This is a genomic window from Clostridium estertheticum subsp. estertheticum, assembly GCF_001877035.1.
Lineage (GTDB): Bacteria > Bacillota > Clostridia > Clostridiales > Clostridiaceae > Clostridium_AD > Clostridium_AD estertheticum.
The window spans coordinates 3,149,261-3,172,026 of the sequence record NZ_CP015756.1 but is presented as its reverse complement, the minus strand read 5'-3'; the positions used below and the strand labels follow the sequence as shown (position 1 = coordinate 3,172,026).

At 30.8% G+C, this 22,766-nt stretch carries 20 protein-coding genes; 15 read left to right on the top strand and 5 right to left on the bottom strand.

From position 1 onward, the window contains the following. Positions 1 to 96 precede the first annotated feature (96 nt). From A7L45_RS14765 to A7L45_RS14755, 3 genes are all read left to right on the top strand, one after another. Positions 97 to 483 (top strand): hypothetical protein, encoded by a 387-nt coding sequence (locus A7L45_RS14765; RefSeq protein WP_071613502.1) that lies wholly within the window; start codon positions 97 to 99, stop codon positions 481 to 483. Positions 484 to 706: 223 nt separating this feature from the next. After that, a complete protein-coding gene (locus tag A7L45_RS14760) occupies positions 707 to 2,668 on the top strand; it encodes a DNA gyrase/topoisomerase IV subunit B (protein WP_071613501.1) in 1,962 nt (653 codons plus the stop codon). A gap of 96 nt (positions 2,669 to 2,764) precedes the next feature. Next, the gene (locus A7L45_RS14755) at positions 2,765 to 5,671 is read left to right on the top strand and encodes a DNA topoisomerase IV subunit A (protein WP_071613500.1); all 2,907 of its coding nucleotides are present in this window, start codon (positions 2,765 to 2,767) and stop codon (positions 5,669 to 5,671) included. A gap of 43 nt (positions 5,672 to 5,714) precedes the next feature. Here A7L45_RS14755 and A7L45_RS24300 read toward each other — a convergent pair whose 3' ends face one another. Continuing rightward, entirely contained in the window at positions 5,715 to 6,182 is a 468-nt protein-coding gene (locus tag A7L45_RS24300; protein ID WP_071613499.1) for a GtrA family protein, read from the bottom strand. 162 nt (positions 6,183 to 6,344) lie between these two features. Between A7L45_RS24300 and A7L45_RS14745 the strand changes: the two genes are divergently transcribed. Both A7L45_RS14745 and recJ read left to right on the top strand, forming a co-directional pair. Next, positions 6,345 to 7,601, top strand: coding sequence for a M16 family metallopeptidase (locus tag A7L45_RS14745; RefSeq protein ID WP_071613498.1), 1,257 nt, complete (start codon positions 6,345 to 6,347; stop codon positions 7,599 to 7,601). A gap of 2 nt (positions 7,602 to 7,603) precedes the next feature. Next, a complete protein-coding gene (recJ, locus tag A7L45_RS14740) occupies positions 7,604 to 9,373 on the top strand; it encodes a single-stranded-DNA-specific exonuclease RecJ (RefSeq protein WP_071613497.1) in 1,770 nt (589 codons plus the stop codon). Between the two features lie 101 nt (positions 9,374 to 9,474). On the opposite strand, the gene A7L45_RS14735 is transcribed toward recJ, so the two are convergent. From A7L45_RS14735 to A7L45_RS14720, 4 genes are all read right to left on the bottom strand, one after another. Next, positions 9,475 to 9,657, bottom strand: a complete 183-nt coding sequence (locus A7L45_RS14735; protein ID WP_071613496.1) for an alpha/beta-type small acid-soluble spore protein — start codon at positions 9,655 to 9,657, stop codon at positions 9,475 to 9,477. 191 nt (positions 9,658 to 9,848) lie between these two features. Then, positions 9,849 to 10,037: an alpha/beta-type small acid-soluble spore protein gene (locus tag A7L45_RS14730; protein ID WP_071613495.1), complete on the bottom strand. Its 189-nt coding sequence runs from the start codon at positions 10,035 to 10,037 to the stop codon at positions 9,849 to 9,851. A gap of 61 nt (positions 10,038 to 10,098) precedes the next feature. Continuing rightward, the gene (locus tag A7L45_RS14725; protein WP_071613494.1) at positions 10,099 to 10,284 is read right to left on the bottom strand and encodes an alpha/beta-type small acid-soluble spore protein; all 186 of its coding nucleotides are present in this window, start codon (positions 10,282 to 10,284) and stop codon (positions 10,099 to 10,101) included. A 108-nt stretch (positions 10,285 to 10,392) separates the two neighbouring features. Further along, complete coding sequence (locus tag A7L45_RS14720) at positions 10,393 to 10,584, bottom strand: alpha/beta-type small acid-soluble spore protein (RefSeq protein WP_071613493.1); 192 nt, start codon at positions 10,582 to 10,584, stop codon at positions 10,393 to 10,395. A 220-nt stretch (positions 10,585 to 10,804) separates the two neighbouring features. Between A7L45_RS14720 and A7L45_RS14715 the strand changes: the two genes are divergently transcribed. The 10 genes from A7L45_RS14715 (at position 10,805) to A7L45_RS14670 (ending at position 22,756) form a co-directional block, all read left to right on the top strand. Then, positions 10,805 to 11,878, top strand: a complete 1,074-nt coding sequence (locus A7L45_RS14715; RefSeq protein WP_071613492.1) for an undecaprenyldiphospho-muramoylpentapeptide beta-N-acetylglucosaminyltransferase — start codon at positions 10,805 to 10,807, stop codon at positions 11,876 to 11,878. 261 nt (positions 11,879 to 12,139) lie between these two features. Next, positions 12,140 to 12,565: a flavodoxin gene (locus A7L45_RS14710; RefSeq protein WP_071613491.1), complete on the top strand. Its 426-nt coding sequence runs from the start codon at positions 12,140 to 12,142 to the stop codon at positions 12,563 to 12,565. 239 nt (positions 12,566 to 12,804) lie between these two features. Then, entirely contained in the window at positions 12,805 to 16,317 is a 3,513-nt protein-coding gene (gene nifJ, locus A7L45_RS14705; protein WP_071613490.1) for a pyruvate:ferredoxin (flavodoxin) oxidoreductase, read from the top strand. Between the two features lie 153 nt (positions 16,318 to 16,470). Then, positions 16,471 to 16,887, top strand: coding sequence for a DUF1292 domain-containing protein (locus A7L45_RS14700; RefSeq protein WP_071613489.1), 417 nt, complete (start codon positions 16,471 to 16,473; stop codon positions 16,885 to 16,887). Between the two features lie 108 nt (positions 16,888 to 16,995). Continuing rightward, positions 16,996 to 17,640, top strand: coding sequence for an HAD-IB family hydrolase (locus A7L45_RS14695; RefSeq protein WP_071613488.1), 645 nt, complete (start codon positions 16,996 to 16,998; stop codon positions 17,638 to 17,640). A gap of 96 nt (positions 17,641 to 17,736) precedes the next feature. Continuing rightward, positions 17,737 to 18,618 carry an aminotransferase class IV gene (locus A7L45_RS14690; RefSeq protein ID WP_071613487.1) on the top strand — a complete coding sequence of 294 codons (882 nt, stop codon included), beginning with the start codon at positions 17,737 to 17,739 and terminating at the stop codon, positions 18,616 to 18,618. Between the two features lie 77 nt (positions 18,619 to 18,695). Then, on the top strand, positions 18,696 to 20,678 hold the full coding sequence (locus A7L45_RS14685; RefSeq protein ID WP_071613486.1) for a DUF342 domain-containing protein: 1,983 nt from the start codon (positions 18,696 to 18,698) through the stop codon (positions 20,676 to 20,678). Between the two features lie 11 nt (positions 20,679 to 20,689). Then, positions 20,690 to 21,139: a chemotaxis protein CheW gene (locus A7L45_RS14680; protein ID WP_071613485.1), complete on the top strand. Its 450-nt coding sequence runs from the start codon at positions 20,690 to 20,692 to the stop codon at positions 21,137 to 21,139. Between the two features lie 14 nt (positions 21,140 to 21,153). Continuing rightward, a complete protein-coding gene (locus A7L45_RS14675; RefSeq protein WP_071613484.1) occupies positions 21,154 to 21,642 on the top strand; it encodes a chemotaxis protein CheD in 489 nt (162 codons plus the stop codon). Positions 21,643 to 21,685: 43 nt separating this feature from the next. After that, entirely contained in the window at positions 21,686 to 22,756 is a 1,071-nt protein-coding gene (locus A7L45_RS14670) for a protein-glutamate methylesterase/protein-glutamine glutaminase (protein WP_071613483.1), read from the top strand. The last annotated feature ends 10 nt before the right edge of the window (positions 22,757 to 22,766 follow it).

Here is a 22,766-nt window from a genome sequence, read left to right as displayed (position 1 = left end):
AAAGGCTTTTTTTTATTACAATTTAGTTGAAAAACGTATCATTTCTTATTTGAGCGGCATATAAGTAATATAAAAACAAATAAGGAGGGGTACGTGATGGTAGAAATAATTATACAATATGTATTAATAGTGTTTTTAGTAATGGGACTTGCTTATTTAGCTTACTTATTAAAAGATAAAGATAGTAATTTAAAAGATGATTATTTTGGGTTTGCTTCTGTAATACTTGGATCGTTAACTACCAGTGAATTTACACCCGAAAATGCAAAAACAATTCTTAGAATTATTTCACAAGTTGTACAAAATATAGAAATTAATTATAGAAATAGCGATAATGCCCTTAAAGAAGAGAAAGCTATTCAATTGGCAAAGGATGCTACAAGCTTATTAGGGTTTAAAAAAAATATAGATGGTGAAAGTTTAAAATATTTAATAAGAGTAGCGGCGGCATTATTGCCACCAACTAATAAAGTAATTAAGTAAGGTGGCGGCAAAAATTAAAGTAAACTACGGTATTGGCCGGCAGAAAAGTTTTAATTCGCTGGTCAATATTTTTCTATAAAATAGGGCGAAAATAATATAAAAGGATAAAACTATTCTTAAAAATAGAAACTAACGTTCTATTTTTTTATTAAAATCTCTTTACCTTTTGTGAATAAACATATAAAATAGCAAATGTATGATAAAATTTTACTGGAGGATTTTTATGAGTTTTGAAAATGAAGAAATTCAAACATATGATGTAACAGACTTAACTTCTCTAGAAAAGCTAGAGCCTGTAAGGATAAGACCAGGCATGTACATAGGTTCTACAGGTAGCAAAGGCCTACATCATTGTATATGGGAAATATTAGATAACTCAATAGATGAGATAGCTAATGGCTATGGAGATAAAGCTAAAATAATATTAAATGAAGATAAAAGTGTTACTATTGTTGATAATGGTAGGGGTATTCCTACAGGAATACATCCTATGAAAAATAAATCTGGTGTAGAAATGGTATTTACAGAACTTCACACTGGTGGAAAGTTTAATAATAAAAACTATAAGACTTCTGGTGGACTTCATGGTGTTGGAGCAGCGGTTGTAAATGCATTATCAGAATGGTTGGTTGTTGAAATAAAACAAAAGGGAAAAATTTTTTCTCAAAGATTCGAATATTCATTTGATAAGGAATTAAAAAGAATTATGCCAGGTACACCAGTAAGTAAGCTTGAGGTGATTGGACAGTCAAAAGATACAGGCAGTAAAATTACGTTTATGCCGGATTCGAGGGTATTTACAACCCTTCAATTTAACTCTGATTTTATTGATGAGAGACTACAAGAATTGGCTTTTCAAAATAAAGGGATTACGTTAGTGTTTATTGATAATAGAAAAGAAGGAAACACTATAAAAGAATATCACTCAGATAGAGGATTATTAGATTTTATTGACTATCTAAATGAGAGTAAGACCCTTCTGCATAAGGAACCAATATTTTTCCAAGGTGAAAAAGAAATAAATGGGATACAATTATACGGAGAAGTGTGTATGCAGTTTACGGATTCTACTACAGAATACATTGCTAGCTACGTTAACAATATACCGACTACAGAGTCTGGAACTCACGAGACCGGTTTTAAAACTGGTATGACAAGGGCTTTTAAAGATGGAGCTAAGAAACTTAATCTTTTGAAAGAGAAAGACAAGGATAAAGATTTTGAAGGTGACGATTTAAGAGAAGGGATGACTGCAATAGTCAGAATTAAAATAAGTAATCCGATCTTTGAAGGTCAAACTAAGAGCAAGTTAGGTAATAACGAGGCGTATAGCATGATGAATGAACTTTGTTATGTTAAAATTTTAGAATGGATAGAAGACAACAAAGATATGGCTACTAATATAATAAATAATGCCATTTCTGCAGCATCGAGAAGAGATAAAATAAAAAAAATTAATGATGCGGAAAGAAAAAAGATAGGTAAGGGAGCATCACCTCTTGCAGGTAAAATTGCGGTATGCACATTAAAAAATTCAGAGTTTACAGAATTTATTGTGGTTGAGGGAGATTCAGCTGGTGGAAGTGCTAAGCAAGCTCGTGATAGAAGGTTTCAAACTATAATGCCATCTAAGGGTAAAATTATGAATACAGAAAAACAAAAGCTAGAAAATGTATTAGCTAGTGAAGAATTAAAAATATTCAATACTGCCATTGGAACAGGAGTACTCGAAAATTATAGTGAAAAAGAATTAAAATATGGTAAAATAATTATTTTAAGTGATGCAGATGTTGATGGATACCACATTAGAACATTATGGATGACTTTTATTTATAGATATATGAGGCCACTCATTGCGAATGGTCATCTTTATATGGGAATGCCACCACTTTATAAGGTTTATAAAGCTAGTAAAAATGGAGAAGTTGCTAAGTATGCATATAGTGATGAGCAATTGGAAGAGACTAAAAAGGAAATTGGCAAAGGTGCGCTTATTCAAAGATATAAGGGCCTTGGAGAAATGAACCCAGACCAACTTTGGGAAACTACGCTAAACCCAATTACTAGAACTCTTCAGCAAGTTACTATAGAAGATGCAGCAAAAGCTGAGAAAATGGTTTCACTTCTAATGGGAGATGTGGTTGCACCAAGAAAAAGTTACATGTATAAATATGCAGAGTTCTAACGAATATTTAAAAGTCGTAATCATCACATTGCGTGATGATAAACAGCACTGTAGGTGATTCATCACTGTAGGTGATGATTTAGGAGGAATTTTCAAATGGCAAAAAAAATTGAAATACCAAAAGATAATAATATAGTAATGACACCAATTGAAGAAGCAATGCCAGATAATTACCTCCCATATGCTGTTGAAGTTGCTAGAGAACGAGCGCTTCCAGATGTGAGAGATGGTTTAAAACCAGTACATAGAAGGATTCTTTATGGCGCATATATGCTAAAAGCATTTCCAGATAAACCTTATTATAAATCAGCAAGAATTGTTGGAGATATTCTTGGTAAATACCATCCACATGGAGATAGCTCTGTTTATGGTGCAATGGTTATACTTGCTCAAGATTTTGCTACAAGAAAACCTTTGATAGATGGTCATGGAAATTGGGGAAGTCAAGATGGGGATAACGCTGCTGCTATGCGTTATACAGAAGCAAGACTTTCTCCTATTGCGCTTGAAATGATAAGGGATATTGATAAAGGCGTTGTGGAAATGGTAAATAACTATTCTGATACAGAGAAGGAACCATCAGTATTGCCATCGAGATATCCGAATTTGTTAGTTAATGGAACCTTTGGTATTGCAGTAGGGATAGCTACAAACATACCGCCCCATAATTTAGGGGAGGTAATTGATGGGTTACTTGCTTATGCTGATAATAATGAAATTACAACAAAACAGCTTATGCAGTATATTAAAGGGCCAGATTTACCAACAGGTGGTATTCTCATTGGTAGAAATGCTATAGAATCTGCTTATGAGACTGGAGAGGGAAAAGTAACGTTACGTTCTAAAATGAAAATAGAAGTCTTAGAAAGTGGACGACTAGGTATAGTTATTACTGAATTCCCATACAGGAAGAATAAGGCGAAATTACTCCAATCTATTTCTGATATGACAGCTGAGAAGAAGCATTTGAAAGCACTAGAGTCCATTGTAGATATTAGAGATGAATCTGATAGAACTGGACTTAGATCAGTTATTGAATTTAAGAAGTCTACAAATAGAGATATTGCAACAAAGGTGCTTAACTACTTAATGAAGAAAACAGAACTCCAATGTAATGTGCCATTTAACATGGTAGCACTTGCCAATGGAAAACCTCAAACAATGAGTCTTAAAACTATTCTTATGCATTATTTAAATCATCAAAAGGATGTTGTTACTAGAAGGACTCAAATGGAACTTGAGGCCGCAAAAAACAGATTCCACATTATAGAGGGTTTTATTAAGGCTATAGATGTAATGGATGAAATTATTATAACAATTAGGGGTTCAAAATCTAAAAAAGATGCTGGACAAAACCTCATAGCTAAGTTTGATTTTACACAGATCCAAGCTGAAGCGATATTAGAACTTATGTTATATAGGCTAACTGGGCTAGAACTTAAGATATTTTTAAAGGAATATAAGAAGTTAGAAGGACTAATTAAGGGGTACAACAAAATTCTTGGAAGTGAGAAAGAACTTCTTAATGTAATAAGAACAGAAATTTTAGAAATTAAAGAAAAATATAATGATCCAAGAAGAACTAAAATTATTGAAGATGATAGTGAAGCAAAAATAGAAGTTGAAGATATAATACTAGTCGAAGACATTATGATAACTTTATCTAATGATGGTTATATAAAGAGAGTTCCTATGAAATATTATAATAGGTCTAACGCAAATATTGATGACATTGAGTATAGAGAGGGAGACTTTAATACAGATTTAATTGGAACCAATACTAAAGAAACATTGATGATTTTTACTAATATAGGGAATGTTTATCAATTAAGAGGAGATTTAGTTCCAGAATATAAGTGGAAGGAAAAAGGCGAAAGACTGGATACCCTTATTCGTGGAATGGATTTAACTAAAGAAAAAATCATTGCTACTTTTTTATTAGGAGATTTGTCTGCAAGTAAGCAATTTATGTTTTTTACAAGCAAAGGAAACATTAAGAAAACATTTTTAGATAAATTTGTTACAAGTTATTCTAAATTATCTGCTTTAAAACTAAAAGACAATGAAAACCTTATTGATGTTAAATTAATGGAGAAAAAAAGAAAAGAAGCTTATATAAAGATAATTACTAAAGAGGGTCTAGAATTTTCTATAGAGGAACCAGAGCTTAAAGCTACTGATAGAAATGTAATTGGAACTCAGTTATTTAATCTAACTGCTGGTGATGAAGTGGTAAAACTTGAATATACAAATGATTACGATTATAAAGAATTTTATCTTAGTTTAAATGCAAAAGGTGTTATAAAAATATCAAGTAGAAAGACTAATACAGAATTAAGCACATATACTAAATCAACATCTACATTACTAATATTTATGCAAAATGGGTTAGTTCATAAATTACCTAGCTATATGGTTCAGAATATTACTATAAAGGGTACGTGCATAAATACTCTTATAGATAATTTTAATGCTTACGATAAAATAGCCCAGATAATTTCCGTTGATAACCTTAATGAAGAAAAAAGCTTATACTTCTTTTCAAAGAAAGGAATTACAAAACGAACTAAACTTAAAGAATTAGAAGGAGATTTCTATTCTACTTTGGTATATAAACTTAAAACACAAGAAGATAAATTAATTTCTGTAAAAGTTAATGACGATAAGTTAGACAAAGACGCTTTAATTGTGACGAAAAAAGCAATGTGTATAAGATTTAATGTAAATACAATTAATTTTATGGGCAAAGGTGCATCAGGGGTAACTGGAATAAGCTTAAAAGAGAATGATGAAGTTATATTTGTAAATTTGATAGATGCAAAAACTGCGGAAGGATCAAATGAAATAAATGATGAGAACTTAAGTTTGGCGGTTAGTTCATTTGGTGGTGAAAATAAAATTATAAAACTCAATGATATAAATGTTCAAAATAGAGCAGGTAGAGGAAAAAATTTAACTAGTTCCCTCATAGATGATTATATAGAAACTGTTACTTTAAAATAGAAATATAAAAAAGACACAAACTAAAAGTTAAAAAAACTTAATTTTAGAGTGCCTTTTTTTTATTGAAAATAAAGAATTTGTTAATAAAGAATCCAAGAAGACCTAATATTGTACAACCGATTATCATGGATATGTTAAGCCATAGGTGATTTAAGTGAGCCATACTTCTATGGTGATGCAAAATATGAATTAAGGGATTCCTACGTGTTAAGTGTACTAAAATAAAGCTATTTAAAATCATACCCAAAAATAGTAAAGAGGAATATTGAAAGTAGGCATTTTTAGTTTCATTTTCTTTGAAAGTGTAATTTATATTTAAATAATAACCGCAAATTGAATAAATTAAAAATGCGATGAAGTTAAAAAGAAATAAAAATTTTCCATGAGTTATGCCAGTAATATAGGATAGTATATTTAATACCCCAATATCTATTACGGTGTTGAAAGCACCAACTATAGAATACTTAATAAATTGAGCTAGGGACTGATTTATTTTTTTTTTATTGTTCATATAATATTTTTCTTAAATGAAATTTGTTTAAGAAATTAGTCACCACCTTTAAAAAGAGATATAATGAAATTATTTGTAATATTAGTAAGCCTACATTAGTGTACAACAAAACAAAATAAAATAAAACAAAAACATTTTAAAAAAAGAAGCGAAGGTGAGTATATGGAAAAAATAAAGTTAATAAATGGTATAAAATTATTATATAAAAGGGCTGAAAATAATTTAACTTCTTTTACAATAGGGTTTGATGCAGGAGCCAATAGAGAGGAAAAAGAAAATTTAGGAATTGCTCATGTGGTAGAGCATATGCTTTTTAAGGGTACAAATTCGCGCTCAGAATATGAAATAAATAAATTGTGTGATGAAACTTTTGGTTTTTGTAATGCAATGACTAATTATCCGTACGTAGTATATTATGGCACAACCTTAGATGAGGATTTTGAAAAAGGATTTGAAATTTATTCTGATATTATTTTAAATCCTTGTTTTCCCCAAAAAGGCTTTTACGAGGAAATAGAAGTGATTTGCGCCGAACTAAAAGAATGGAAGGATGATTCCAATCAATTTTGTGAAGATTCCATGTTTTATAATGGGTTTGAAAAGAGAAGGATTAAGGATCTAATTATAGGCACTGAGGAAAGTGTACGCTCTATTACCATCAAGCAAATTAAGGACTTTTATGAGAAATATTACACTACTGATAATTGCGTAATAAGTGTAGTATCCTCTTTGAATATTAGAGATATTTTAAAAATAGTGGAGAGATATATCGGTAATATGAAGGCTAAATTAGTCTCTGAAAAAGGCATTATAGAAGAAAACTTAGAGAACATCTACGAAAATAATAAACCAGGTATATATTATGAATATAGAGATGACTTGCAAGGTGCTAAAATCCAGTATTGTTTCCCAATACATAATTTATCACCTAGAGAAGTTAGTGCGTTAAAAGTATTTAACGTAGTTTTTGGAGACGGTACAAGCAGTATTTTGTTTGATGAAGTCAGGACTAAGAGAGGTCTTGTTTATGATATAAGTAGTAAGATTAAAAATGAAATAGGAATAAAACTTTTTACTATATCACTTGGAACTTCAAATGAAAATGCTTACAAGACTATAGAAATTATTAATTTTGAAATAAAAAAAGTTAAGGAACTTAGAAATTTTTTTGATAAGGAATGTTTGCTAAAATTGTGTAAAAGTTATAAACTTCGTAGAATGGTAGCACTCGAGAAATCTATTCAAACTAGTGTGAGCTTATGCGTATATGAAATTATGTATAATGATGGTTTTGAACTATTTTCTGAATTCGAAGTAATGAAAGACATTACAGATTCCGAGATAATGGATGTAGTAAACAAGGTTTTAGTTAATGCTACGGTGCAGGTTCTAATGCCAAATTTGGAAAGTAGGAGATAAATATGGAGAAAAAGTGGTTACTAAGAAATACATCTAAAGATGTTATTTCACTCGCAAATAAATCGGGCGTAAGTCCAGTTGTAGCTAAGATTTTAATTAATAGGGGATTTGACAATGAAATAGACATAAGAAAATTTATGAGGGCAAGTATAGATGATTTGTATGATCCTTTTTTAATGAAAGATATGGAAAAAGCTATATATATAATAAAACTCGCAATAGAAAACAAAGAAAAAATTGTTGTTTACGGTGATTATGACGCCGATGGAGTTACAAGTACCGTTATAATGTATAAGGGATTAAAACGTTCTGGGGCTAACGTGGAATACTACGTCCCAGATCGGGAACATGAAGGTTACGGTATAAATAGTGATAGGATAAGAAAACTAAATGATGAAGGTTTTAAAGTTGTTTTAACATGCGATAATGGAATTGCAGCTATAGAGCAGGTGAAACTAGCAAAAGAATTAGGTTTGATTGTTATAATAACTGATCATCATGAACTACAATTTGATGAAAATGAATCGGGGGAAAGAACCTTTAAGTTACCACCAGCAGATGCTGTTATTAACCCAAAACAAAAAGAATGTAATTATCCATTTAAGAATTTATGTGGTGCCGGTATTGCTTTTAAATTTGTACAAGCATTATTTATAAAAATTGGGATTGATGTGAAATTTGCAAATGAATTTATAGAAATTGCAGGGATAGGAACTATTTGTGATGTGGTAGATTTAGTGGATGAGAATAGGATAATTGCTAAAAATGCCTTAGATATGTTAACTAATACAAAGAATCTTGGTTTAAGGTGTTTAAAGGAAATGTTAAGTATTAATGATAAAGAGATTAAGTGTTACCATGTTGGTTTTCAAATAGGACCATGTATTAATGCTACTGGTAGGCTAGAATCTGCAGCTATATCAGTTGAATTACTCCTATGTGAGGAAGAAAATAGAGCAAAAGAGCTTGCTAAAACTTTATTTGATCTTAATAAGAAAAGACAAGAAATGACTACAGAAAATGTGGAAGAAGTTATAGAACTTATACATAATTCAACTTTTAAAAATGATAAAGTATTAGTAATTTATAAAGATACTATTCATGAGAGTATTGCAGGGATTGTAGCGGGTCGTGTTAGGGAAACTTTTAATGTGCCAACAATAATATTAACAAAAGGAAAGGAAACCCCTAAAGGTTCAGCAAGATCTATTAAAGAATATAATTTGTTTGAAGAATTAATAAAATGTAAAGAATTACTTGAAAAATTTGGAGGTCATCCAATGGCAGCGGGTCTTTCAATAAAAGAAGAAAATATAGAAAATCTAAGGCAAAAATTAAATCTTATTTGTACATTAACAGATGAGGATATAAAACCTAAGATAAGAATAGACCAGAGAATGCCACTTGGTAAAATAAATTATGAGATGATAAACGAGTTAGAACAGTTAGAACCATTTGGTAAAGGAAATTCGTCACCTTTACTTGCTGAGAAAAATATTCCTATTTTAAAAATAGATATTTTAGGTAAGAGCGCAAATACAATAAAAATAAAGTGTGTAATACCGGGATTAAACAAGACTATTGATGGAATATTTTTTAATAGGGTAGATGAATTTATAGAAATGTTAAAAGAGAGATATGGAGAAGAGCATATGAATTATCTAACAAACCCTAGAGGATTGAAATTAGACTTAATTTATTCGCCTCAAATCAATGAGTATAATGGGCGTAAATCCATTCAACTTAAAATTTTAGAATTTCAACTTAGCTAATTATCGTTTACAGAGCGGTTAAATCTGGAACTGTAATGTAATTAATTTGTAAGGGCACATAGACTAAATCTATGTGCCCTTACTATTATTATTCTTTTAAATTATAAATTTCTTTCATATTGTTCTACCATTTTTTTAACCATTTGTCCACCAACAGAACCACATTCTCTTGAAGTTAAGTCACCATTGTAATCTGTAAAGTTGACTCCTAATTCTTTTGCAGTTTCCATTTTGAAAGAATATAATCCAGCTTTAGCTTCAGGTACTAATTGTCTGTTTGACATTTTAATCACTCCTTCTATAATTTATTTTGGTTATGATAGTATCTTGTGTAGAAATAACAAATTTATAATAGAATATTTGAGGGAAATTAGGAAAGTAAAGTATTCAAAATGAATCTTTGTAAGTAAATAAAATAAAAAAGTTAAGAGGCATATGACTTGCATATACCTCTTAACCAATTTTAAAATGTTAATTATAAATTTTTCTCGTACTGTTCTACCATCTTTTTAGTCATTTGTCCGCCCACTGATCCATTTTGTCTAGAAGTAAGGTCACCGTTGTAACCCTCTTTTAAATCAACTCCAACTTCTTTAGCAGCTTCCATTTTAAATTTGTTTAAACCTGCTTTTGCTTGTGGTACTAATGTTTTATTATTAGCCATTGTTAATTCACTCCTTTTATAATTTATTTTTGTTGAAATAATTTGTTATTTGAAATTTAAATTATAAGTTTTTTTCGTATTCTTCAACCATTTTTTTAACCATTTGTCCGCCTACTGATCCATTTTGTCTAGAAGTAAGATCGCCATTGTAACCATCTGTTAAATTAACTCCAACTTCTTTAGCAGCTTCCATTTTAAATTTGTTAAGACCTGCTTTTGCTTGTGGTACTAATGTTTTATTTGCCATTGTTAACTCACTCCTTTTTAATATATTTTTGTTATGATAATATCTTGTGCATTATCTATAAATATATAATAGATTATTAGAGGTAAACAAGGAAAATATAGGTTTGAATTATAAGTTTTTCTCGTATTGTTCTACCATTCTTTTAACCATTTGTCCGCCAACTGATCCATTTTGTCTAGAAGTAAGATCACCGTTGTAACCATCTGTTAAATTAACTCCAACTTCTTGAGCAGCCTCCATTTTAAATTTATTAAGTCCCTCTCTTGCCTCTGGTACTAATTGTCTATTTCTACTTGTCATAATAATTGCCTCCTTTTATTTTGGTGATTATTTGATGATAGTAGTTTAACCGCATATTCTTTTTTTATATTAGTTGATTGAAGGATAATTTTGAAAATCGTAAGTTGTTTAGAAAATTGTGGATAATGAAAGTTTTTATAAATACTGAACTTCTTATTCTAAGTAGTATATAATAAGATAGTATAAACTGAATAAAGCATGTTTTAAAAGGAGTGTTAAAGTGGAAAAACACAAAATTATAATGACCGGTGGAGGTTCAGCAGGACATGTAACACCAAATCTTGCACTTATACCAAAACTTAAAATGTTAGGTTATGAAATTGAATATATTGGAACAAAGGAAGGTATAGAAAGGAAAATAATAGAGGGTGAAAATATTAAGTACTTTCCTATATCTAGCGGAAAACTTAGAAGATATTTTGATTTTAAAAACTTTACAGATCCTTTAAAAGTAATTAAGGGCATTTTTGAGGCGAAAAAAATTATTAAAATGGAAAAACCGGATATTGTTTTTTCTAAAGGTGGATTTGTTTCTGTTCCTGTTGTGCTTGCTGCATTTTTTAACAAAGTACCAGTGATCGCGCATGAATGTGATATTACACCAGGACTTGCAAATAGGTTAGTATCTCCTTATTGCACAAAAGTATGTGTAACTTTTCCAGAAGCATTAAAAGAATTAAAAAATGGAAAAGGTGTTGTAACTGGAAATCCTATCAGGCATGAATTGTTCGAAGGAGACAAAATTAAAGGTAACCATATATGTGGTTTTAAAGATAAAAAACCAGTACTTATGATTATAGGTGGTAGTCTAGGGTCTAAAGTTATAAATGAGATTATAAGGGCGAAGCTTGATAAATTATTACTAGAATATAATGTTATTCATATTTGTGGTAGTGGCAATATTGATAAATCGCTTCAAAACAAAGATGGGTATAAGCAATTTGATTATATAAAAGACGAATTACCTCATTTATTGGCTAGTGCAGATATTGTTGTATCTAGGGCAGGAGCAAATGTTATTTTTGAACTACTTGCTCTAAGAAAACCTAATTTATTAATACCGTTATCAGCAAAGGCTAGTCGTGGTGATCAAATACTTAATGCAAGATCTTTTGAAAAAAGTGGTTATAGTATGGTTATTCAAGACGAAGATTTAACACCTGAAAATGTAGAAATGAAAATTAAGGAATTATATAATGATAAAAATAAATATATTGAAAATATGAATAATAGCAATACTGAAAAAAGTATTGATTTAATAGTAGAATTAATAGAAAAATATAGAAAAAGGTAAAATTTCTTTGTTCTTTTTATAATATAAGAGAGAACAAGTGGTTAGTAAAATGTGATAAAACATTAACAATGTTTTATCACATTTAGAGAATATTATTTGGAAAACTGTTCTATAACACTAACTTATTGTGTTTATACAGTATTTTATTTTTAAATATAATGTAGTATTTTTAACGAAAAAACTTGAATATTATTCATATTGATGTATAATTAAATTGTAACGTAGACTATCTATTAATATGAAAGTATGGGGGTGATAGTAATGAAAAAACTAACGATAATTTACTTAAGTAACGGTGGAAATGTTGAAGTTTTAGCAAATCACATTGCTAAAGGTGCAAAGGATGCAGGTGCTCAGGTACTACTTAAACTAGTTAGCGAAGCATCAGTTGAAGATGTAACTAATGCAGATGTAGTTGCATTTGGTAGTCCATCAATGGACAACAATAATATTGATCAAAAAGAAATGCAACCTTTTATTGATAAATTCAAATTGATTCCAGTTAATAATAAAATCACAGGTTTATTTGGATCTTATGGATGGGATAATGGAGAATTTATGAACAAATGGGTAAGTTTAATGAAAGAATACGAATTTAATGTTGTACAAAACATAACAGTTAACGAGGCTCCTACTAATGAACAATTAGTTAAAGCAGAAGAAATGGGAAAAAGCCTGGTTAAATAAGTTTTTTTATAAAAACATGCAGGACTATGAAATGGTGAGGTAAGTTACAGAATATGTAGATTACAAGGGTTCATCATGTCTAGCTAACGCTGATAAGTGTTAGCTAGTTTTGCATAAAATCTATTAGGAAGTTATTATTTTGAAGTATAGAGATATTTAATATAATACTCTTACATTTAATTTAAATAAAAGCGTTTTAACAATTTTTATAATATTATTTAAGAAAGAAGGCTTATTAAATGAGAAAAATGAAAACTATGGACGGAAATACAGCAGCGGCACATGTTGCCTATGCATATACTGATGTTGCAGCAATTTACCCTATAACACCATCATCAACGATGGCAGAATATTGTGATGAACTTGCAGCTAAAGGAACAAAAAATGTATTTGGTCAAAAAGTTAAAATTATGGAAATGCAATCAGAAGCAGGAGCTGCAGGAGCTGTACATGGTTCACTTCAAACAGGTGCTTTAACTTCAACTTTTACATGTTCTCAAGGATTATTATTAATGATTCCAAACATGTACAAAATTGCAGGAGAATTATTACCAGGAGTATTCCATGTAGCTGCTAGAGCGTTAACAACTCATGCACTTAATATTTTTGGAGATCATCAAGATGTAATGGCAACTAGGCAGACAGGTTTTGCTTTACTTGCATCTAATAGTGTACAAGAAGTAATGGATTTATCACCAGTTGCTCATTTAACAGCACTAGAGGGAAAAATTCCATTTGTAAACTTCTTTGATGGATTTAGAACTTCTCATGAAATACAAAAAATAGAAGCATGGGATTATGAAACTTTAGGAAGTCTTATGAACAAAGAAGCATTAGAGACTTTTAGAAATAAAGCGTTAAACCCAGAACATCCAGTAACTCGTGGAACAGCACAAAATCCAGATGTTTATTTCCAAGGAAGAGAAGCTTCAAACACATATTATGATGCATTACCTGAAAAAGTTGAAACATGTATGGGAAAAATAAATTCATTAATCGGAACTGACTACCACTTATTTAACTATTATGGTGCACCTGATGCAGATAGAATAATAATAGCAATGGGATCAGTTTGTGAAACAATTGAAGAAACTATTGATTATTTAATTGCTAAGGGAGAAAAGGTTGGAGTACTTAAAGTACATTTATTTAGACCATTCTCAGTAGATCATTTCTTTAAATACATACCAAAAACAGTTAAAAAAATATCAGTACTTGATAGAACTAAAGAACCAGGATCAATTGGAGAACCTTTATATCAAGATGTTAGAAGTGCATATTTTGATCAAGAAACTAGACCAGTTATAGTTGGCGGAAGATATGGACTTGGATCAAAAGATACTACTCCAGCTCAAATTGTTGCTGTATATGATGCTTTAAAAGCAAAAACTCCAGTAAACGGATTTACTGTAGGAATAGTTGATGATGTTACTAATAAATCACTCGTAATTGGTGATGCTATTACAACAACACCAGAAGGAACTAAAGAATGTAAATTCTGGGGTCTTGGATCAGATGGTACTGTTGGAGCTAACAAGAGTGCAATCAAAATCATAGGAAACCATACAGATATGTTTGCACAAGCTTATTTTGCTTATGATTCTAAAAAATCAGGTGGAGTAACAATCTCTCACTTAAGATTTGGTAAGAAAGCTATAAAATCAACATATTTAATTAGTTCTGCAAACTACGTTGCCTGTGGTAACCAAGCTTATGTAACTAAATATGATGTTTTAAAAGGAATTAAAGATGGTGGTACATTCTTATTGAATTGTATATGGACTCCAGAAGAATTAGAACAACATTTACCAGCTACAATGAAGAACTATATTGCTAATCACAATATTAATTTCAATACGCTTGATGCTGTTGGAATAGCAGGTAAAATAGGTCTTGGTGGAAGAGTTAACATGATTATGCAAGCAGCTTTCTTCCAACTTGCAGACATAATACCAGTAGAAGATGCAGTTAAGTATCTTAAAGCTGCTGTTATTACATCTTATGGTAAAAAAGGCGAAAAAGTTATCAATATGAATAACGCTGCAATTGATGAAGGTGTTCAATCAGTTGTTAAAATTAATGTACCAGCAAGCTGGAAAACAGTTAAAGATGTAGTTGTAGCAGAAGATGCTAGGCCAGATTTCGTTAAAAATATTGCAGATGTAATGAACAGACAAGAAGGAGACTCTTTACCTGTTAGTGCATTTGTTGGAATAGAAGACGGAACATTAATGCCAGGAACAGCTGCATTTGAAAAGAGAGGAATTGCTGTTAATGTACCAGAATGGCAAGTAGATAAATGTATACAATGTAATCAATGTGCATATGTATGTCCTCATGCAGTAATAAGACCTTTCTTAACTAATGATGAAGATCTTAAAAATGCTCCAAAGACTTACGAAAGTAAGAAAGCTATTGGAAAAGGACTTGAAGGTCAACATTTTGCAATAGGTATAAGTAATGCAGATTGTAGTGGTTGTGGTAACTGTGCAGAAGTTTGCCCTGCTAAAGAAAAAGCTTTAATCATGAAACCATATGCTACGCAAGAAGCTAAATTACCAAACTGGAAGTTTAACATAAACTTACCTAAGAAAGAAAATCCAATGGGAACAGCAACTGTTAAGGGAAGCCAATTTGAGCAACCATTAATGGAATTCAGTGGAGCTTGTGCTGGATGTGGAGAAACTCCATATGCTAGACTTATAACTCAATTATTCGGAGATAGAATGTTAATAGCTAATGCTACAGGATGTTCATCTATTTGGGGAGCAAGTTCACCAGCTTCACCATATACAGTTAACAAACGTGGTCAAGGTCCAGCTTGGGCTAACTCATTGTTTGAAGATAATGCTGAATTCGGATTTGGTATGTTCCTTGCAACTAGCCAATTAAGAGATAAGGTTGAAATGTCAGCTAAAGAAGCATTGACAATGAAAACTAGTGATGCATTGAAAACAGTTATTAATGAATGGATAGAAAACAAAGAAGATGCAGAAGGTTCAAAAGCTGCAACTGATAAAATGTTACCATTATTAAATGCTGAAAAAGATAATAACGAAGCATTAAAAGAAATATTTGCTAAGAGAGATCATTTAGTTAAGAAATCTCAATGGATATTTGGTGGAGATGGCTGGGCTTATGATATCGGATATGGCGGAGTTGATCATGTACTTGCATCTGGAGAAGATGTAAATATATTTGTATTTGATACTGAAGTATATTCAAATACTGGTGGTCAAGCTTCAAAATCTACACCAACTGCAGCAGTTGCAAAATTTGCCGCTACTGGTAAGAGAACTAAGAAAAAAGATTTAGGTATGATGGCAATGACTTACGGATATGTTTATGTTGCTCAAATAGCAATGGGTGCTGATAAAGCACAGACATTAAAAGCTATAAAAGAAGCAGAAGCATATAAAGGACCATCACTTATAATCGCTTATGCACCATGTATTAATCATGGTCTTAAAGTTGGAATGGGATGTACACAACTTGAGACTAAGAGAGCTGTTGAATCAGGATACTGGGCTATGTATAGATTTAATCCAGATCTTAAAGATGCAGGAAAGAACCCATTCGTATTAGACTCTAAAGAACCAACTACTTCATTTAGAGATTACCTAATGGGCGAAGTAAGATATTCTTCACTTGCAAAAAGTTTCCCAGAAGTTGCAGAAGAATTATTTGTTAAAACAGAAAATGATGCTAAAGAAAGATTAGCAGGATACAAAAAACTTGCTAGTGAAAAATAGTATTTAAAATTTTAAAAGAAAAGGAAGATGAATTAAATTTCATCTTCCTTTTTCATTTACACTAATTTAATAAAAATTAATTTAAAAAAGCCTTTTATTATTTTATGTTTTAGGGTAGAATTAAGATATACTGAAACTAGGAGGTACTACATTATGAATGAAGATAAAAATACATCATGCGGATGTGGTGGTCACGAACATGACCATGAAAATAAAGGTTGCGGATGCGGTGGCCATGATAATGAAGAAAAGAACGAAGGCTGTGGATGCGGTGGTCATGAACATGAACATGAGCATGAAGGCTGTGGTTGCGGATGTGGAGAAGGCGAAGGCGAAGCATTGACAGTAGATTTAGAAGATGAAAATGGTAACGTAGTTCCATGTGAAATAGTAGATGGATTTACTTATAAAGAAAATGAATATGCTTTAGTTCAAAACCCTGAAGATGATTCAATATATCTTTTCAAGGTAATTGGAGATGAAGAAACAGGTGAATTAATTATACCTGAAGATGAAGAATTTGCAGAAGTAACTAAATATTACGAAGAATTAATTAAAGACGAAAAATAATTCTAGGAGGAGCCGTTGCGTATGCAGCGGCTTTTTTGTGTTAAAATAAGTATTAAGAATAACATTAAGGTAATAATATTATAAGGTATTTCAAAAGGAGGAACAGATTTGAAAGAAAAATTAGCTATTTTTGATGTGGATTACACAATAACAAAACGAGAGACTTTAGTAGAATTTTATATTTTCATGCTTAAGAGAAATCCCAAATATATAAAATATCTACCTAAAAGCATATTTTCATCCCTTTTTTATGTCTTTAAAATATATGATGCTTCTAAAACAAAAAAGATTTTTATAAGATTTATAGACGGTATAGAAGAAAATGATATGAAAAAAATTGTTAAAGAATTTTATGAAAAATGTTTAAGCAAAATATTATATAAAGACGCTATAGATACTATAAAAAAAATGAAAAAACAGGGGTATAAAATTTATTTGATTTCTGCTTCAGCTGAATTTTATTTAAGTGAACTCTATAATATAAAAGAAGTCGATAAAGTAATAGGAACTCGTTTTATAAAAGAGCATGGATTGCATAGAAATCAGATCTTAGGTGAAAATTGTAAGGGTGAAGAAAAGGTAAAAAGATTAAAAGAAGTCTTGCTTAAAGAAAATATAGAGGTGGATTTTGAAAATTCATGTATGTTTTCCGATTCACTCTCTGATTTACCACTTTTTAATTTAGTAGGGCATCCTTATTTGATAAATTATAAAAAAACACATGATAAAATTGAAATTCTGAGATGGAAATAGGATTATTTATAAGATATAAAGTATAATAAAAATATAAACATGGAAGATATGACAAATATTAATTGTTATATCTTTAAAATAGGGAGGAGTATTGATATGGACAAGTGTACAGAAATGTATTTTTTATTTGGGGATGAACTTAAGAGCAGTGAAGAATTTGATAGTTATAGTAGTGATGCTGGAAAATCATTATATGAGGTTATAAGAGTAAGTGATGGAATTCCAATATTTTTTATGGAACACTTAAGCCGTCTTGAAAATTCTGCGAAAATTATGAAATACAGCTTGACTATTACCAGAAATGAAATTATAGATGGAGTTATTAAATTAATAAGTCACAATAAAGTAAAAGATGGAAATTTAAAATTAGTTATAAACTATAATCCACATGATGAAAACCTTTATAATAAAGGGTCTAATGAAAAGTTTTTAGTATATTTTGTGAAACATTCATATCCAACAAAAAATCAATACACAGAGGGCGTAAAAACTATTACTTATCATGGTGAGAGAAGTAATCCTAATGCGAAGGTTATTAATAATGAATTTCGTGAAAATGTAAATTTGAAAATAAAGGGTGAAAATGTTTATGAAGCAATCTTAATTGATAATGCTGGATATATTACAGAGGGTAGTAAATCAAATATTTTTATGGTAAAAGGAACTACAGTTGTAACCTCGAGAGTTATGAATGTATTACCTGGAATTACAAGACAATTTATTATAAAAACTTGTGAAAAATTAAATATAAAATTTATAGAGCAAGATGTTTTTGAAAAGGACCTTAAATCATATAATGGTTTGTTTATTTCAGGGACATCACCTAAGGTTCTTCCAATAGAAAGTGTGGATGGATTTTCTTTTAATTCATCAGAAAATTCAATAATAAAAGCAATAATGGTGGGGTTCGATGATGAATTAAAAGAGAATAAACAGAAATTTGTAAAGTTTATTTCGAATAGAACGATAAATAAATAAATAAATAAAACATTAAGATGAGTGGGATACCACAGAATGATTATTGCATAATTTCTATATAGGAAGAGGTGGTATAAGTGGATGATAGGCCAGAACTTCAAAAATTTGAAGGATCTAATGTTAAGGAGTGTTTAAAAAATGCAAGTCTTAGTTTAGGCGTTTCGAAAGAACTAATTAAATATTCAATACTTGAGGAGAAAAGAGGTTTATTTAAGAAACATGTTATAATTTCTATCGATTCTATAGATGGGATGACTGATGAAGGAAGTCTAAAATTAGACTTTGCTCAAAAAGATGATATTAAAACAGATACTCATAATGAAAAAGATGGAACTATAGAAATTAAAAATGGTGAAATCATAGTAAAAAATCCTTTTGATGGCGGTGAACCGGCTGTAATTTCTAATGCTAATAATATTACACTAACTGTAAACGGAGAAAAAGTAACTCACCGCGCTAATGTGAAAAAAGAAGATATTATTGAAGTATTTCTAAAAGAAGATGAAGCAAGTCGCAATTTAGATTTAAGCACAAGCCCAGACAATATGGAAGCTTATATCAGTATAAAGTATAAACCTAAGGTGACCTATAAATTAAAAGATAGTCTACCTAAAAATTCAGTATTAATAGAGTCTGAAGTAAAAGAAAAAAATATGCCACCAAAATTTACAGAGGCAGAAATTAACAATGAGTTATTAAGCAATAAAATTAAATATGGTATTTTGAAAATGGTTGTTATAAAATGTTCAAAAGAAGATGAAGTTTCCCAGTTGATTATTGCAAAGGGGAAGAAAGTAATAGATGCAATAGATGATAGACTAGAAGTAAAGTATGATGGCGGTCATAAGGATTATAACAATGATGAGGTTATTGACTACAAAGCTATAGGAACGGTAGAAGGCGTAGAAAAAGGACAGGTCTTAGCTGTCCTTCATCGTGGTAAAAGTGGAGAAGATGGAATAGATATTAATGGTAAGGTTTTAAAATGTAAAAATTCTAAAACATTAACACTGGGTGTAGGAGAAGGGTGTGAACTTACAGATGAGTTTACGGTTACTGCAACTAGTAAAGGTAGACCATCGCTTAGGGGAAGTACCTTTTTCGTTTATAAAACTTATGAAGTAAATGGGGATGTAGAATTAAAAACAGGGAATATTCAATTTGTTGGTGATATAGTTATAAGCGGAAGTGTACGTGAAGGTATGAAAGTAGAATCAGGTAATTCTATTTTGATAAAAAATAATGTAGCGGAAGCTGAGATTAAAGCTTCTGGTGATGTTGTGATTAAGGGTAATGTAATTCATTCAAACATTTCATCTGGAAAAGAAGATGTATTAAATTTAGAATTTTTAAATGATATAAAGAGTATGAAAGATGACATGTTAAAATTAATAGCATCCGTAAGGCAAGTGAAAGGGATAAATCTTATAAGGAAAAATAGTAGTGATGGAGAACTTATTAAAATATTACTTGAAAGTAAATTTAAAAAGCTTCCTCAAACTGCAATTAAAGTAGTTAAAAGAATAACAGAATTAGAAAATGATGAAGATGAATTAGTACTTATAATAAAACATAAAATACTAAATCTTGCACCTCTTAATATTGTTGATTTCGAGGAATTAAATGATGTTGTGACAATTATAGAAAATAAAATTGAAAAAATGGAAATGAATTTAAAGCTTCCAGTGGATGTAGTATTAGATTACTCACAAGACTCAACAATTAAGAGCTCGGGTAATATTATTTTTACTGGCAAAGGTGAATATGTTTCAGAGCTTGTAGCAAGCGGTAGTATATTATTCCAGCAGGATAAAGGCTTGGCTCGTGGGGGAGTTATAAAAGCGGGGAAAGAAATCAAATGCAAAGTAGTTGGAGGTTTAGGGGGAGTATCGACAAAACTTATTGTAGAAAAAAATGGGCATATATGGGCAGATGTTGCTTACCCTAACACTAGATTTATTATAGGAGAAAGAGAATATGTCCTTGATGTTCTTAGCAAAAATGTTCATGCATTTATAGATAAGGATAGGGAATTAATAGTTGAGAAATTACAAGGGTAGGAGGAGTAAACATGAAGCAGGAAGATATTAAGGTACTTGTTTTCAGTGTAAATGGGGAACAGTATGCTACAAGTATTTTAGAAGTAGAGCGAATACTCGAATATGAAAAGTCAACTAAAGTACCAGATTCACCACAATTTGTTGAGGGTGTAATAAATTATGAAGATAGCATTTTACCGGTTATAACATTAACCAAAAGATTTGATCTAGAAGCATCTGAAATTGGCAAGGATTCTAAAATAATAGTTACAAAACAAAAGGAGAGTAAGATAGGCATAATAGTTGATTTTGTATCAGAAGTTAAAGCTGTAGGTAAGGATAATATAGAAGATTCACCAGAGTTAATTACGGGAATATCTAAAAGATACATTAAAGGGCTTATTAAAATAGATGGTAAAATAATTATATATTTAAACATTTCAGCTATATTGACTGATGAAGAAAAAACACAAATATTATAAAATAGGGTGTAATTATGGAATATAATGAGATAAAGGTAGGAATTGCAGATTTGAATGTAGTACTTTCACCAGATAAATTAATAACTGTTGGGCTTGGATCTTGTGTGGGTATTGCAATTTTTGATAAATATATAGGAATTGCAGGACTAGCACACATAATGCTTCCAGACAGTAGTCAGTTTAATAAAATAACAAATGAAATAAAGTTTGCAGATTTGGCTATACCTATTTTAGTTACTAAAATGATTAGTAAAGGTGCGAAGTTATGCAATATGCGGGCTAAAATAGCAGGTGGAGCATCAATGTTTAATTTTTCTGATAAAAGTATAATTATGGATATTGGTAATCGAAATAGTATAGCAGTGAAAAATGCTCTAAAAATGCTATCTATCCCGCTACTCGCGGAAGACATCGGTGGTAATAAAGGCAGAACTTTAATATTTGATACAACTAATGGTCTACTGTCTATTAGGACTGTAGGAATGGGAACCGTGGAGATTTAATGACCCAGGAGATGATTTAAACAAAAGTAAAGGGTGATATATAATGGTTAAGAAGATAAAAGTTTTTGTAGTAGATGATTCAGCATTAATGAGAAAAATAATTTCTGATATGATTAATGCTGAAGCAGAAATGGAAGTTATAGGTACAGCAAGAAATGGTGAAGAATTATTATCAAAAATAGAACGATTGCTACCTGACGTAATAACTTTGGATATTGAAATGCCGCATATGGATGGTATAACGACGCTAAAGAGATTAAAAGCAGTTAACAAAAATGTACAAGCTATAATGCTTAGCAACAGTTCTAAGGCTAGTACAGAGTTAACTATGCAGTGCCTTGGACTAGGAGCTTTTGATTTTATTGCAAAACCCTCTGGAGCAATATCATTAGATGTAAATAAAGTTAAAGATGAATTGGTCCAAAAAATAAAATTAGCTTATATGCAAAGTGAAAGCAGAACTACCACGACTTTTGAAAAAAAAAATATTATAAATAAAGTAGTATCTAGTAATGCTATAGAGAGACCGTTAAAGGTAGCAGTTCCAACCGTTGAGGCCGTGGTTATTGGAGCATCTACTGGTGGTCCTAAAGCATTATATAAAGTAATAACAGTATTGCCCGATAATATAGGAGTACCAGTTTTAGTAGTGCAACATATGCCAACTGGTTTTACAAAGGCTTTTGCACAAAGGCTTAATTTAAATAGTAAATTAAAAGTTGTTGAAGCCTCTGATGGTGATTTAATCCAAAAAAATGTAGTTTATATTGCGCCTGGTGGATATCATATGGAGGTAGGCCGTGATAAGAAAATACATTTAAATATTGAACCAACTATCTGGGGGGTTAGGCCTGCGGTAGATAAGCTATTTATATCAGCAACAGCAGTCTATGGTTCCAGACTTTTAAGCGTTATACTTACGGGAATGGGACGCGATGGTGCAATAGGTACCGCAACTATTAAAGACAATGGCGGAATTACTATGGCAGAACATGAATCTACCTGCACCATATATGGCATGCCAAAGGCGGCTTTTGAAACTGGTAAAGTCGATGAAGTTGTACCGCTAGAAAATATTGCGCAGGAAATAAATAGGGTTGTAATGAGGAGATGAGCAAACGCTA

Excerpts from the sequence above, each read along its gene's own strand:
- A7L45_RS14765 (WP_071613502.1), top strand. The coding sequence starts at position 97 with ATGGTAGAAATAATTATACAATATGTATTAATAGTGTTTTTAGTAATG.
- A7L45_RS14760 (WP_071613501.1), top strand. The coding sequence starts at position 707 with ATGAGTTTTGAAAATGAAGAAATTCAAACATATGATGTAACAGACTTA.
- A7L45_RS14755 (WP_071613500.1), top strand. The coding sequence starts at position 2,765 with ATGGCAAAAAAAATTGAAATACCAAAAGATAATAATATAGTAATGACA.
- A7L45_RS24300 (WP_071613499.1), bottom strand. The coding sequence starts at position 6,182 with ATGAACAATAAAAAAAAAATAAATCAGTCCCTAGCTCAATTTATTAAG.
- A7L45_RS14745 (WP_071613498.1), top strand. The coding sequence starts at position 6,345 with ATGGAAAAAATAAAGTTAATAAATGGTATAAAATTATTATATAAAAGG.
- recJ (WP_071613497.1), top strand. The coding sequence starts at position 7,604 with ATGGAGAAAAAGTGGTTACTAAGAAATACATCTAAAGATGTTATTTCA.
- A7L45_RS14735 (WP_071613496.1), bottom strand. The coding sequence starts at position 9,657 with ATGTCAAACAGACAATTAGTACCTGAAGCTAAAGCTGGATTATATTCT.
- A7L45_RS14730 (WP_071613495.1), bottom strand. The coding sequence starts at position 10,037 with ATGGCTAATAATAAAACATTAGTACCACAAGCAAAAGCAGGTTTAAAC.
- A7L45_RS14725 (WP_071613494.1), bottom strand. The coding sequence starts at position 10,284 with ATGGCAAATAAAACATTAGTACCACAAGCAAAAGCAGGTCTTAACAAA.
- A7L45_RS14720 (WP_071613493.1), bottom strand. The coding sequence starts at position 10,584 with ATGACAAGTAGAAATAGACAATTAGTACCAGAGGCAAGAGAGGGACTT.
- A7L45_RS14710 (WP_071613491.1), top strand. The coding sequence starts at position 12,140 with ATGAAAAAACTAACGATAATTTACTTAAGTAACGGTGGAAATGTTGAA.
- nifJ (WP_071613490.1), top strand. The coding sequence starts at position 12,805 with ATGAGAAAAATGAAAACTATGGACGGAAATACAGCAGCGGCACATGTT.
- A7L45_RS14700 (WP_071613489.1), top strand. The coding sequence starts at position 16,471 with ATGAATGAAGATAAAAATACATCATGCGGATGTGGTGGTCACGAACAT.
- A7L45_RS14690 (WP_071613487.1), top strand. The coding sequence starts at position 17,737 with ATGGACAAGTGTACAGAAATGTATTTTTTATTTGGGGATGAACTTAAG.
- A7L45_RS14680 (WP_071613485.1), top strand. The coding sequence starts at position 20,690 with ATGAAGCAGGAAGATATTAAGGTACTTGTTTTCAGTGTAAATGGGGAA.
- A7L45_RS14675 (WP_071613484.1), top strand. The coding sequence starts at position 21,154 with ATGGAATATAATGAGATAAAGGTAGGAATTGCAGATTTGAATGTAGTA.
- A7L45_RS14670 (WP_071613483.1), top strand. The coding sequence starts at position 21,686 with ATGGTTAAGAAGATAAAAGTTTTTGTAGTAGATGATTCAGCATTAATG.